Here is a 12,452-nt window from a genome sequence, read left to right as displayed (position 1 = left end):
TCCCTCCCCTCCCACCACCCCTACTCATAAAAAAACAACCATAAGCACACAACCCCGGTTGTGTGCCTTTTCCGTGATCACCCAGGCCGGCCGCGCGCATGAAAACAATGATCGCCCACCCCCGCCTCGGGGATGCCCTCGCGCGTGTACGCGCCCGGGCGCGGTTCCTTCCTGTGGGCGCGCCGCGAAAAAGTTTTCTCGAAAAAAGTTCGCGCCACGGTTTGACAACCCCGCCTCGCCCAAGTTCCTATTGGCGTGCTCCCTGGGGCGGAACACCGGTTCCGGGGCGGGTGGAAAATTCTTCCGCGACGCGAGTTGACAAACCCGCGCCACCCAAGTTCACCTTGGGTTCCGCCCCGGAAACGGGCACCGTTCCCAGGGGTGGGCGGAAAAAGGTTCACGCCACGAGTTGACAAACACCGGTCAACCAAGTGAACCTCGGACCGCCGAAGGCGAACACCCGCACATTTTAGGGGGTTGAAACAATGCGCACCATGCGCGCTATCGCAATCATTACCGGGCGTTTTTCGCACCGCCCCGACCGCTAACCGAGGCGGAGCTGGCCGACCGGGCCCGGGCCCAACGGGAACGGGAGCTGGCCACCGACTACGAGGAGGCCATCGCCCGGGAGCTGGCCGCACGCGGGAAGGCGGCGCACCTGTACCGCACCCAACCGGCCAGCCGGGCTGCACGGCGGGCCGGCGAGGACCACGTGCGGGCGGAGCGGTACCGGCAGGACCTGGGGAGTGTGCTGTTCCAGCTGCACGCTCACCGCAGGTTTGCGGCCACCGCACGGCGCTGAATCCACGACCACGACGAAGGAGGACCTGATGACGAAGAGGCCCATACCTGGGGTGTTCGGCTCGGACAAGATCTGCCCCGAGTGCCTGGAAGGGGTGCGCGACCTTGCGCCCACCGACTGGGCACCGAGCTGGAACAGGCCCGACTACAGCCACCGGGACGGGTCGACGCTGTGCATCACCTACGGGGACCTGCCCGGCCAGACCAAGAGCGGGGCACAGCCCGTGAGGCCGGTGGTGTTCGTGCCCCTGCAGGAGTTCACCTCGGCCTGATGCGGCCGGTCTGAAGGTGGCCGCCTTCAGACCGGCCCCACCGGAAACACCCGCGCCCACCCGGCACGAACTAGAGACCCGTCTCGGGTCGGGTGCGGGCCCTACACAACAACCCCTGAAAGGGGAGTGTGCTGTGAGCACGAGTATGCCCTACCCGACGCCGATCCACGTCACGCCTGATCACGTCGCGGCCCTGCGCGAGAACGGGCCCGGGACGTGTCTGACCTGGGACGAGGACACGGGCCGTGTCGAGGCGGTGCTGCCGCGCAAGGCGATCGTCCCGACCCGGATGATCATCGCCTCCCAGCGCGGGCTGGGCGAGCTGGCCGACCTGTACACGGCCGAGGGGCGCGAGGCCGCAGATGAGGACCTCGCTCGCGATCTGACGGACCTGGCCGGTGACTGGTGGGGGGATTGGCCCCAGGTGCGCGCGATGAACCTGGTGTGCGAGGACCTGCGTAGCCACCTGGCGGACTGGTGTGTGTACCTGACGGCGGCTCCCACCGCTGAGCCGTACAGGCGGGGACTGCCCCGGATGACGGACTACTACCGTCTGGCCGAGTGCGACCGGATCGCGCAAGTCACGGTGACCTGGGCCTTTGAGGAACCGACCCGGATCCTCAGCCACGACCCGGCAGACAGGGCGCGACCCGTCGCGGACCTGGCCCTGCGCACCGGCGGAACGCTCACCCACCGGGCGGCCTCGGACCTGATCGCGTGCACCGTCTGGCAGGCCCTGGACGTGAACGCCTAACCGGGCCGCACTTTCGGGGCCACCCCATCGACAGGGGTGGGGCGGCCCCTCCACCCCAAACCGCACACACCTTGCGCCGGGCGCTGTGTCCGGCATGCCCATACGAAGGGACTCACCGTGACCATGATCCGTACGATGCGTGAGAGGTTCGCCGACCAGGAGGTCACCGCCACCATGCTCACCGGCCTGCGCCAGGCCGGTCCGGGGACCCTGATCACCGCCGGGCTGAACCAGAACACCATCGGCCTGATGCGCGCCCGCACCCTGCCGCTGGGCAACCGGGCCAACGTCATCCTCTACGGCCACGGCGACCTCGCCCACGACCTGGACTACTACGACGGCGACCTGGCCGAGATCGCCTGGGCGTTGACCGAGCAGACCTGGGACTGCCTGGACAACTGGGCCCACCGCACCATGCGCATCGGGGCGCTGGTGCGCGCCTTGCGCGACGACATGCGCGTGAACGGGATGGGCCTGGACCGCCGACCGAAGTACGAGCGCACCGACACGGGGCTGACCACGGTCACCGACACCTACACCTTCCGCGACCAGCCCAGGATCAGCTTCACCACCTGCGCGGTGCAGTACACCTCCGCCCGGGGTCGGGCCCTGTTGACCATGTTCGACCACGGCCACCCGGTCGGGGCATGGCCCATGGCCCTGACCCGCACGGGTGTGCCCGCGCCGGTCACCGAAGCGCCGGTGCGGGCGCGTACCCACCTGGACCTGCGCCCCTAACCGCGCACACGCCACCCGGGGCCGCCCCTGACCGGAAAGGGGCGGGGCGGCCCCGGCCACCCAACACCCACACCTGTGCGCCGAGCGCCTGTGTTCGGCGCGCCCACACGAAAGGACTCACCGTGTTCGAGCACATGACCACCCGTACTGCGAGCGAGTGGTTCGCGGCCAGTCAGATCACGTCGGACCTGCTCAAAGAGGTGCAGCGTGTCGGCCCCGGCGGTGTCATCATCGCCGACGCCCCCGGGCGCTGCTACCGCATCACCCATGCGCGCACCCTGTCCCCGCTCTCCCAGACCACCCCGATCGTCTACGGGCACGCCAACCTCGTTCAGGACCTGACCGACTTCGAGCCCGAGTACGGGGACCGGGTGTGGGAAGAGCTCGCCCACAAGGTGGACTTCGCGGTCCTGGACATCATGGACCCATGGGTGGACGACATCACCCGCACCAGCTTCGACATCCCCATCATGCGCGAACAGATGCAGGACTTCGGGTTCGAGCTGAACGCCCGCTCCTGGTACCGCAGCGGCAAGGTCACCGACTCCTACGTGTGCGGCGAACACCCGCGTATCACGGTCACCACCTGCATCCCCGCTCGTTCCCCGCGCACCCGGCGGTCCCGGGTGGAGATCTTCGATCACGGCCAGTGCGTGAGCGGGACGACGGCGAAGATCCGCAACCGCGCCGTGGCCGTGTACACCGCCTACCAGATCAGGGAAGAGGTGGACGCTACCTGCGCCGCAACCCCTGACCACCACCTCCTACCGGGTCGCCCCGCACGGGGCGGGGCGGCCCCCGCCACACACCACACCGCTGCTCTGCGAAGGGAACTGATCGTTATGACCACCACCACGACTGCTTCGGCTGCGCGCCGTTCCGCGACCCGCACCCGTACCCGTGGCCTCGTCCTGGCCGCTCTGGCCGAGGCACCCGAACCGATCACCGTCACCGCGTTGGCCGAGGCGGTGGGGGTCGGTAAGTCGACTGTGGGCAAGCACCTCCCGGCTCTGGAGAAGGAGGGGTTGGCGGTGCGTACCCCGGGCGGGCGTGAGGGGCGTCGTCGCCTGCCCGACGCCTGGCACGCGGCCACCTCCGTGGCCTCGGACACCACCGGTGACGGCGCGGACACCTCCCCTCTTCAGGTGGGTGAGGGGGTGACGGGCGACGCCGCGCCCGTTGGGCTTGACACCGTACCCGTAGAGCCCGACGCCGCCCCGGACACCGGCCCCGGGTCGGACACCGTTCCGGAGGTGGTCGCGTCCACCTTGGACGCGGGAGGGGACGACTCCGCCCCGCACACGGTCACAGAGGAAGTGCGGGTCGAGGAGGCGCCGGTCGCGGACGTGACCCCGGTCGAGGAGGTGGCCACGGCACCCTCGCCTACCCCGGACGTTCCGGCCCAGCCCGCCCCGGCCCCGGCCACCCCGCCCAAGCCCCGGGCGGCCTCCCCCCGGACCACGGTGACCGCGACAGCAGCCGACGTGAATCCGGTGAGCGGGTCGACCCGGCTCGCCCCGGGCGAGCTGAAGCTCATGGTGCGCGCGATCCTCGACGCCGACCCGGGTGAGGAGTTCACCGCGACCGAGATCAGCCACCTGTTGCAGGGCCGGTCGATCGGCGCGATCCAGAACAACCTCGCCCGCCTGGCCGAGGACGGTTACGCGGTGCGCACCTGCGACAAGCCCCGCCGCTACCGGTCCGCCAAGGCCGCGAGCTAGCGACCCGACCCCCAGGGGGTGCGGGCCAGACAAGGGCCCGCACCCCCACCTCCGATATACCCCTAGGGAGTATGAGATGTTGGATGGTATGTGGCCCTGGCCCGGCCTGGGCTGTGTGGAGTGGGAGTACACCCTCGTTCTGTCCGCCCTGTGCGTGACGGTGACCCTGGTGGGGGTGGTCAACCGCGCCCACCGGTTGCTGCGCACCTACTACCTGGCCAACCGGTGGCCGGGGGTGGTGCACCGGGAGGACACGGGGCCGGGGACGGTGTGCGGGGAGTGCGGCCACCGCCTGGCGGTGCACGATGCGGCTACCGGCCGGTGCTGCCACGGCACCCCGCTGGGCCACCTCGCGGTGATCATCGCGCTCCCGCTGCCGTTGCTGGTGCGGGACATGGTGCAGGAGGCCGGGTGCCCCTGCCGCCTCCAGGAACCGAGGAAGTAACACGACCTTCCGTGAGCCGGGTGAAGGCCCGGGACCCACACCACCGAGCCGGTGGTGTGGTCCCGGGCCTTCACCTTTCCCCTCGAAGTTGTGCGGGGTCGGTGTCGCATTCGTGGTGGGGGCGTCTTCTTAGGAGGTCATCAGGGCGAGAAAGAAGAAGGAGAGGCGCCTGATGACACACACGTCCTATGACAACCCGACGGGTCGACCGCCGTTGGCGGTGTGGCCGTGCGCTCCGACCCCCCACCACCCCACCCACGAGGGAACAGACGGGGTGGTGCCGGACCGCCTGGCGCACCGGCTGGTGGGCGAGTACACCCGCCCGGGGCAGGTGGTCGCCGATGTGACCGGTACCCAGGGGCGGGTGGCGGCGATCGCCCGCCTGCGGGGGCGCTCGGCCGAGGTGCCCGCCCGCACCGCGTACGACCAGGGCGAGCAGGTGACGGTGTTCGGGGTGGCCTGGGCCGACCTGACCGTCACGGTTCTCCCCGCTGTGTGCGAGGAGGACCCGAGGCGGCGTGAACGCCGCACCCAGGCGCGGGTGGTCTTCGCAGCGACCCTGACCCGCCCGGGCGGGATCGTCGCGGTCATCACGCCGGTCGGGCACGCCCCCTCCGGGGAGGTGGTGGATCCGGCTCCGGGGGTGGTGCGGGCCGCGACCTGCGCGGGGCTGGTGTATGTGCAGCACGTGATCGCGTTGACCGCCCCGATCTGCGAGGTCGGGCTCGGGGCCACCATCCCCGTGCGCGGCGACGTCTGCGACCTCGAACGGGGGCAGGCGTGCGGCCCGGACCGGGAGGAGGCGTTCGATCCGGACTGGGAGGAGGGCGAGGTCGGGGCGGGGTTGCCGGCCTCGGTGGCTGAGGCGGCGGCCACGATCACCTCGCCCGCGCACCTGAACGTGTCGGTGTTCCGCCTGCCCAAGCGGTATCGGACCGCCACCGCGGAGGTCCGTGGGGAGGTGGGCGCGTGAACCAGGGCTGCGACGGCGACGACCTCGCCTTCCCGGACCGCGGCCACGACCACACCCACCTCGGGGAACACGACCAGCTGTCGGGTGCGGGCTGGTCGGTGTGGACCACGGGGCAGCACCAGGCCCCCCGGCAGCGGGGAAGGAGGTACTCGCGGTTGTCGGTGGAACACCCCGCCAAGATGCTGCCCGCCATCGCCCGACACGCCATCGGTGCCTACACCCGTCCGGGGGAGGTGGTGTTGGACCCGATGTGCGGGATCGGCACCACCCTGGTGGAAGCCGTGCACCTGGGGCGGGACGCGGTCGGGATCGAGTTGGAGCCCAAGTGGGCGTCCATCGCCCGGCTGAACCTGGAGACCGCCACCGTCCACGGAGCACCCGGCCAGGGGACGGTGCACACCGGAGAGGGCTCCACGGTCGCCACCGAGCTGGCTGACTCGCCTCTCGTGGGTCGGGTGCGGTTGGTGCTGACCTCTCCTCCGTACGGGTCGATGACCCACGGACAGGTCCGCTCCCGTAGGGATGGTGCGCAGGCGGTGGAGAAGTACGCCCACGCTTACGCCCGCGGCCGGGACGAGAAGGTCGCCAACCTCGCCTACCAGAAGCCCGAGGTTCTGTTGGGTTCGTTCTCCCGGATGCTGGCGGCGTGCCGCCCGCTGCTGGCGCCGGGCGGGGTGGTCGTGGTGACCACCCGCCCCTACCGCAAGGACGGCCACCTGATCGATTTCCCCGGCCAGGTCGCTGAGGCGGGCCGGCGGGCCGGGCTGGTCCAGATCGACCGGTGCGTCGCCTTGTTGTGCGCGGTGCGCGACGGCGAGGTCGTGTCACGGACCTCGTTCTTCCAGCTCATCGAGACCCGCCGCTTGAGGAAGGCGGGGATCCCGGTGCACGTGATCCAGCACGAGGACGCCCTGGTGTTCACCAACCCCACCACCGACCAGGAGGCCCAGGCCGCATGACCGACCACCAGACCAACCAGGACTGCGAGACGGGACAGGCGCCCGAGCGATTCAGCGACGCCGCCAGCGGTGGACGGCGCTGTCGGATCATCGGCGATCTGCGGGAGTTGGCCGACTTCCTCGACGCGAACCCGGACCTGCCCATCAGCCCGCACACCAGCGTGGACCTGGCCTACTTCCCGCACACCGACCGCGATGCCGAAGCGTTCGCCGAGGTGGCCTGTGCGGGTGCGGTGCTCGGGGTGATGCCCGCGTGGGAGGGCGACCACCTGGTGGTCGAACACGTACGCGGTAGCGCCCGCTACCGGGTGGTGGCGATCCCGGAGAAGGTGCGCGCCCAGTATCGGGCGTGGTTGACCTACACGGGCCACGTCCGCCCGGACTGACCGACACCCGCCGATGGGGGCGGGGGCGGGGGCGGGGGTGGTTCCCCCCGTCCCCTGGCAGGGACCCCGGGGCGCACCCGGGCGGGTGTGGGGCGCTGTGTGGCCCACACCCGCCCCGCCGTCCCGGGCTGCCCCACCACCCCGGTCCGGGGTGTGTGGGGCCGACAGAGGCGCACACACGCCCTGAACAGCGAAAACGACATACCACCCGAAATGGGTCGGGTGGCGGACGGGGGAGCGTGGAACCGCTGACGAACACACCGAATCCGCTTGCACATCTCGGCGAGATCGAGCGTGGATGTCTGCTGCCCCGCCAAGCGCGGGGCCGCAAACCACATTCGTGCACGTCAACCACGGTGAGGAGGTGGTGAAGGTGGCGACGGACCGAGAGGTCACGTTGGCCGAGATCGGCCAACTACCGGTGGTCCTGGACCCGGTGACGGCCGGGCGGATGCTCGGCCTGGGACGGACCACCACCTACCGGCTCCTCCGAACAGGAGCCTTCCCCGTTCCCGCGCATCGGGCGGGCAGGGCGTGGGTGGTGCCTACCGCCGGGGTGTTGGCCCACCTCGGTTTGGACGCCGCTGTCTTCCACCGTGGTGGGTGCGGGTGTGGTGCGCGCGAGGACGACAGGAAAGCGAGGCCGTGAATGGGTTCTCATGAGGGGTCGGTGTTCAAACGATGCGGATGCCGCCACGAGAGCACAGGCAAGCTCCTCGGTACGAAGTGCCCGAAGTTGTGCCGTGAGGATGGGGCGTGGAACTCCCGCCACGGCGAGTGGGCCTTCCAACTCGAGCTGCCGCGCACCGGTGAGGGCAAGCGCCGCCAGGCACGGCGGGGCGGCTTGGGCTCGCAGGAACAGGCCCAGGCCCAGCTCGACCACGTCAAAGCGCTGGTCCGGCTGGCCGAGGGCGAGGCGGAGGTTCAGGTTCAGGTCGCCGACCTGATCCAGCAAGCTCTGCGGGCGCGTCGTCCGTTGCCGGAGGCGGCCGAGGTCAAACGCCGGATCGGGGCCGGGACGCGCACCCGCGAACGGATTCCGACCGTCGCCCAGTGGTTGAAGGAATGGTTGGACGGCAAACCCGACCTGGCGTTGAAGACCCGGGCTTCCTACGAGGGCCACATCCGCAACTACCTCGTGCCGCACCTGGGGGCCACACGCCTGGACAAGCTGACCTCGTGGCAGGTGGAGGAGATGTTCGCCGCGATCGAGGACAAGAACGCGCACATTCTGGAGTGCCGCGAGTCCGACGACGCGAAGGTGCGGGCGTCCGTGAAGGGGCAACGGATCATCTCGCTGTCGACCAAACACCGCATCAGGGCGACGTTGCGCAGCGCGTTCTCCGAAGCGGTGCGACGCCCGGACCTGCCGGTGGGGGCGAACATCGCCTCCCACGTGCGCCTTCCCTCGTGTCCGCGCAGCAAGCCGTTGGTGTGGACGGCCGAGCGGGTGCGCCAGTGGCAGGTGGACGGGGTGGTGCCGGGGGAAGTGATGGTGTGGACCCCGGAGCAGACCATCACCTTCCTCACCCACGCGAGGAAGTACCGGTGGTTGTTCCCGATGTTCCACCTCATCGCCGTCAAAGGGCTCCGGCGGGGTGAGGCGGTCGGGTTGCCGTGGTCCAACACCAGGCTGACCGACGGGCAGGTCGACATCCGCACCCAAGTCATCACTTTGGGGTGGAAGACGATCACGACCACCCCGAAGAGCGCCGCGGGGCAACGGACCATCACGTTGGACTCCGGCACCGTGAAGGTGTTGCGTTCCTGGAAGCGGTTCCAGAACGAGGCCCGCCTCCAGACAGGCCAGGGCTGGACTGATTCGGGGTTGGTGTTCACCCAGCCTGATGGGGCGGGGTGGCATCCAGGGGTGGTGACCCGGTGGTTCAACCGGATCGTCAAAGCTGCGGGGTTGCCGCCGATCCACCTGCACGGGCTCCGCCACGGGGCCGCGTCCCTCGCCCTGGCGGCGGGGGCGGACGTGAAGGTGGTCTCCACCGAGCTGGGGCACGCGACCACGCATTTCACCCAGGACACCTACCAGACGGTGTTCCCCGAGGTCGCAAAGGCAGCGGCCGAGGCCACAGCGGCCCTGCTCAGGCCCGTGCGCGCGTAGCGGCGGGGTAGCAGGACCGGCGAGCACACCAGGAGCGAGAAGGCGCCTCCAATCCCGGGCCACGCGGGAGGTTCACCCCCGCTGGCCTGGGGATTCCTCGTTCCCGGGGTTGTCATCCCATCGGATTGGAGGTCTGATGGGCCGGATCATCCGTCGGAGAGTTCGTCTCGCCAGAGCCGCAGGACCTGTTTGCTGGCCTGCGTGTCGAGGTGGTCGGGGCCGAGCACCCGTTCCTGGTCGTCTGCCAGGGTTGACAACACTTCGACGGCCTTAGCCGTGTCACCGGACTCATAGGTCCAGTCGGCGAGGTTGCGTCGGGTGGTGAGGGTGTGGGGGTGGTCGGGGCCCAGGATCCGCAGCGTATCGGTGAGCAAGTGTTCGAAGGCGTTGGCTGCGCCTGCTGGGTCTCCGGTTTCGCCCCGCCAGCGGGCGAGGTTGTGGCGGGTGGTGAGGGTGTGGGGGTGGTCGGGGCCCAGGCGGTGCCCGGCGGTGCGTGCCATCTCCTGCCAGTAGCCTACCGCCGCCTTCACCTGCCCGCTTCCGCCCAGACTGGTGCCCGCGCGGAACAGCACCGGGTGGCCGTCGGGCTGCCACAGCCACTCCTCGACGCTGCCCGCTGGGCTGGTGCGGGTGCGCAGCGCGCGGGTGTGGGCGCGCAGCCGCACTCCCAGGCCGGTGTCGCGTTCGATGTCGGGCCAGGCGTGCAGAAGGGCGTCGGCGGCGGCGCGGGCCGACTCCGGGGTGGGCCGGGTGGCGGGGTGTTCGCGGGTGGCGCGCTGCACGAGCTGGTGGCATCTCACCAGTGCCACCTGCGGGGCTCCCCTGCTCCTGGGGTGGGGGTGGGGTGGTGCGGGTGGTCAGGTTCAACCGGGCCAGCGCGGCCAGCGCGGCGCGCACCTGATGTTCTGACACCCTGGGGGCGTCCGTTTCGGCTCTCCCGCTGTGTGTGCGGTCTTGTCCCGTATGGCGGTCAGGTAGTCGCGGGCGGGTGGGGCGGTGAGCACCGGAAGGGGGATGCCCTCGCTGTCCAGGAGGGCGATCAGCCCCATTAACGGTCGGGCCACGCCCTGGGGCTGGAAGGTGTCGGCCCTCTCCAGGGACAGGTCCCAGGTGGCGGCCAGGGGGGTGTCGCTGTCCCAGTCGGGGAAGACCTCGCGCAGGGTGTTGATCCGGTCGTGGAAGACTTCCAGGTAGCCGTTGCAGTCCAGGCCGAGTTCGGCCATGTAGGGCACCGCTTGGCCCAAGGCCAGGGGCAGGTGTCCCAGCGCGTGGGCGAGGGCGTCCAGCTCCGTGTCGGTGTGGGCGATCCCGGCCTCGTCCAGGGCTCCGGTGAGGAAGGCGCGGGCCTCGGCTGGGGTGTAGACGCCGACGTCGAGCAGGTGGCGGCCCTGGGTGGTGAGGGTGTGGTCGCGGCGGCGGGTGGTGGCCAGCATGCGGCCGCAGGGCTGGTCGTGCGGGGGCCACAGGTTCTGCACGGCGGCGGGGTCGGCCAGGTCGTCCCAGACGATGAGCCAGCGCCGCCCTTGGTGCTGGTTGGGGTCGCACAGCCAGGCCAGGAGGAGTTGGGCGGCGTCCTCGGCATCGTCGGGCACGGTTGTGTAGAGCTGGCGGGCGGCGTGGGCGTAGGCGGTGGTGATGCCGGTGCGGGTGGCGGCGTTGGCCCAGATGAGCAGGTCGACGCGGTGGTGGGGGTCGGTGATGGCGCGCAGGGTGCGGGCGTGGTGGGCGGCGAGTTGGGTTTTGCCGACGCCGCCGGTGCCGGAGAGGACCTGGCGCAGGATGACGGTGCCGAAGTTGTGCAGGTCCCGGTCGAGCCGGTCGGCGACGGTGCGGTGCTGGTAGTGGGCGGCGGCTTCGGGGACGGCGCCGGTACGGACGGGCCAGTCCACTTCAGCGCGCAGCGGGTAGTGGTGGTGGTGTTCGGTCTTGTGCTGTCCGATGACCGCCTGGACGTGTTCGTTGCTGTGGATCTCGAAGCGGTCGCGCCGTAGGAGGAGTGGTCCACGTGGACGCGGCGGCCTTGGACGAGAGTTCCCTGGATGTCGCCGTGCACGGTGTTGTCCGTGCTCTGCGTGGCGGGGGCCGGGGTGGTGTGGGGCGGTGGTTCCACGGCGGGTGCGGGGGGTTGTTTGCGCAGGGCCCAGGCCCACACGCCTGTGATCGGGAGGGTGAACGCGCCGATGCTGGCCAGCCATCCGGTGCGCTCCACGGCTTGCCAGTCCCATCCTCCGCTGGCCCAGAGGCCGGTGGCGATCAGGGTGCCCAGCACCAGTGTGGCCGAGGCTGCGGTGGCGGTCTTCTGCGCGCGGCTCATCGGTGGATGCCTTTGCGGTGGGGAGATTCAGAGGGGGCGCTGCCGGTTTTCCGGGTGGTTGGTCGGGGTGGCCGGTTTCGTGCCGATGCGTTGTGGCTTGTTCATGGCATCGGATTATGGTCCGTCAGATCCTATGGGGTAAGGGATTTCGCGGGGATCGGCGGATCCGGTCGCTGTGCGGCTACAGGGGCCTACGGGGTCGTGATGGTCCGTCCGGTGGCGGGTGCGCGGCGCTGGTGGGCGGACACGCGCCGCCCCCGGCCCGGGGCTACTGGGGTCACGGGACGGTAAAATGCTCCGCGAGGTGGGTGCCCACTTGTACGGGACCTTGCACTGGGGAGCACACGAGGAGCATTTCAGGCCCTCAGGCGAGGTCCCACACCTCGCTTGTTCGACTCGCGCACCCCGTCTGACCTGGGGTTTTGTGGCGCACCCGGCAGGATTCGAACCTGCGGCCATCGGATTAGAAGTCCGGTGATCTGGTGCCGCCCCGTGCCTTTTCGTGCCGTTTCGTGTCACCCCATCCGATCCGTCATGCCGTCCGGGGCCGTGGGATGCCGTCTGGTGTCGTGTCAGTACGGAACTGAAGAGCACGAACGGAGCACGCACGGCCGGTTGGTGGCGTCCGATGGCACCTCGCGAGGTACTCCTTGGCCACGGACCGGCAATGATGAGTCGCCCAAGCGTAGCGATCGCTTCCGCATGCTATTCCTGGTCGGCGTCAAAATTCCTGAGCCTTCGAGCACACGGAGAGACCGCTCCAGGTCTTCCTGATGTACGGCAGGACGCTTCTTCGCCAGAGCAGTTCGGATGTGGACGGCCTCGGTGATGGCGTCCAGGGCTTCCTCGCGCCGCCCCAGGCCCGCCAGGCGGTTGGATTGGTTGTTCAGGGACAGGGCGAGGTTGGGCAGGTAGGCGTCGGGGCGTTGCTGGGCCAGGGTGCGGCGGATGTGGACGGCCTCGGTGATGGTGT

Annotated in this window: 13 protein-coding genes; 11 read left to right on the top strand and 2 right to left on the bottom strand. The window is 70.0% G+C overall.

Annotated features, from left to right (window positions below; genetic code table 11):
- Window positions 1-830 precede the first annotated feature (830 nt).
- The 10 genes from BJF83_RS23635 to BJF83_RS23590 all read left to right on the top strand — a co-directional run bounded on the left by BJF83_RS23635 (window position 831) and on the right by BJF83_RS23590 (window position 9,165).
- Window positions 831-1,073, top strand: a complete 243-nt coding sequence (locus tag BJF83_RS23635) for a hypothetical protein (protein WP_143832056.1) — start codon at window positions 831-833, stop codon at window positions 1,071-1,073.
- 133 nt (window positions 1,074-1,206) lie between these two features.
- The gene (locus tag BJF83_RS23630; RefSeq protein WP_143832055.1) at window positions 1,207-1,827 is read left to right on the top strand and encodes a hypothetical protein; all 621 of its coding nucleotides are present in this window, start codon (window positions 1,207-1,209) and stop codon (window positions 1,825-1,827) included.
- A gap of 117 nt (window positions 1,828-1,944) precedes the next feature.
- Window positions 1,945-2,565: a hypothetical protein gene (locus BJF83_RS23625; protein WP_075928049.1), complete on the top strand. Its 621-nt coding sequence runs from the start codon at window positions 1,945-1,947 to the stop codon at window positions 2,563-2,565.
- Between the two features lie 122 nt (window positions 2,566-2,687).
- Entirely contained in the window at window positions 2,688-4,286 is a 1,599-nt protein-coding gene (locus tag BJF83_RS29975; protein WP_262391814.1) for a winged helix-turn-helix domain-containing protein, read from the top strand.
- 76 nt (window positions 4,287-4,362) lie between these two features.
- Complete coding sequence (locus BJF83_RS23615) at window positions 4,363-4,731, top strand: hypothetical protein (protein WP_075928048.1); 369 nt, start codon at window positions 4,363-4,365, stop codon at window positions 4,729-4,731.
- 172 nt (window positions 4,732-4,903) lie between these two features.
- Window positions 4,904-5,704, top strand: a complete 801-nt coding sequence (locus BJF83_RS27145) for a hypothetical protein (RefSeq protein ID WP_075928047.1) — start codon at window positions 4,904-4,906, stop codon at window positions 5,702-5,704.
- Window positions 5,701-6,663 (top strand): TRM11 family methyltransferase, encoded by a 963-nt coding sequence (locus tag BJF83_RS23605; protein WP_262391813.1) that lies wholly within the window; start codon window positions 5,701-5,703, stop codon window positions 6,661-6,663. The genes BJF83_RS27145 and BJF83_RS23605 overlap by 4 nt, the downstream gene beginning before the upstream one ends.
- The gene (locus tag BJF83_RS23600; RefSeq protein ID WP_075928046.1) at window positions 6,660-7,049 is read left to right on the top strand and encodes a hypothetical protein; all 390 of its coding nucleotides are present in this window, start codon (window positions 6,660-6,662) and stop codon (window positions 7,047-7,049) included. Before BJF83_RS23605 ends, BJF83_RS23600 begins: the two co-directional genes overlap by 4 nt.
- A gap of 373 nt (window positions 7,050-7,422) precedes the next feature.
- Window positions 7,423-7,698, top strand: a complete 276-nt coding sequence (locus BJF83_RS23595; protein ID WP_075928053.1) for an AlpA family transcriptional regulator — start codon at window positions 7,423-7,425, stop codon at window positions 7,696-7,698.
- The gene (locus BJF83_RS23590; RefSeq protein WP_075928045.1) at window positions 7,699-9,165 is read left to right on the top strand and encodes a site-specific integrase; all 1,467 of its coding nucleotides are present in this window, start codon (window positions 7,699-7,701) and stop codon (window positions 9,163-9,165) included.
- A gap of 146 nt (window positions 9,166-9,311) precedes the next feature.
- Here BJF83_RS23590 and BJF83_RS23585 read toward each other — a convergent pair whose 3' ends face one another.
- Both BJF83_RS23585 and BJF83_RS23580 read right to left on the bottom strand, forming a co-directional pair.
- Window positions 9,312-9,974 (bottom strand): tetratricopeptide repeat protein, encoded by a 663-nt coding sequence (locus BJF83_RS23585; protein WP_075928044.1) that lies wholly within the window; start codon window positions 9,972-9,974, stop codon window positions 9,312-9,314.
- A 54-nt stretch (window positions 9,975-10,028) separates the two neighbouring features.
- Window positions 10,029-11,054, bottom strand: a complete 1,026-nt coding sequence (locus tag BJF83_RS23580; RefSeq protein ID WP_075928043.1) for an NB-ARC domain-containing protein — start codon at window positions 11,052-11,054, stop codon at window positions 10,029-10,031.
- Between the two features lie 1,198 nt (window positions 11,055-12,252).
- Between BJF83_RS23580 and BJF83_RS29970 the strand changes: the two genes are divergently transcribed.
- The coding region (locus tag BJF83_RS29970) for a hypothetical protein (protein ID WP_262391812.1) at window positions 12,253-12,452 on the top strand (200 nt) is incomplete at its 3' end.

Origin of the sequence: Nocardiopsis sp. CNR-923 (assembly GCF_001942255.1) — a bacterium.
GTDB lineage: Bacteria > Actinomycetota > Actinomycetes > Streptosporangiales > Streptosporangiaceae > Nocardiopsis.
The sequence above is the reverse complement of the archived record's forward strand: the minus strand, read 5'-3'. Positions and strand labels throughout refer to the sequence as shown.

Excerpts from the sequence above, each read along its gene's own strand:
- BJF83_RS23635 (WP_143832056.1), top strand. The coding sequence starts at position 831 with ATGACGAAGAGGCCCATACCTGGGGTGTTCGGCTCGGACAAGATCTGC.
- BJF83_RS23615 (WP_075928048.1), top strand. The coding sequence starts at position 4,363 with ATGTTGGATGGTATGTGGCCCTGGCCCGGCCTGGGCTGTGTGGAGTGG.
- BJF83_RS23590 (WP_075928045.1), top strand. The coding sequence starts at position 7,699 with ATGGGTTCTCATGAGGGGTCGGTGTTCAAACGATGCGGATGCCGCCAC.
- BJF83_RS27145 (WP_075928047.1), top strand. The coding sequence starts at position 4,904 with ATGACACACACGTCCTATGACAACCCGACGGGTCGACCGCCGTTGGCG.
- BJF83_RS23600 (WP_075928046.1), top strand. The coding sequence starts at position 6,660 with ATGACCGACCACCAGACCAACCAGGACTGCGAGACGGGACAGGCGCCC.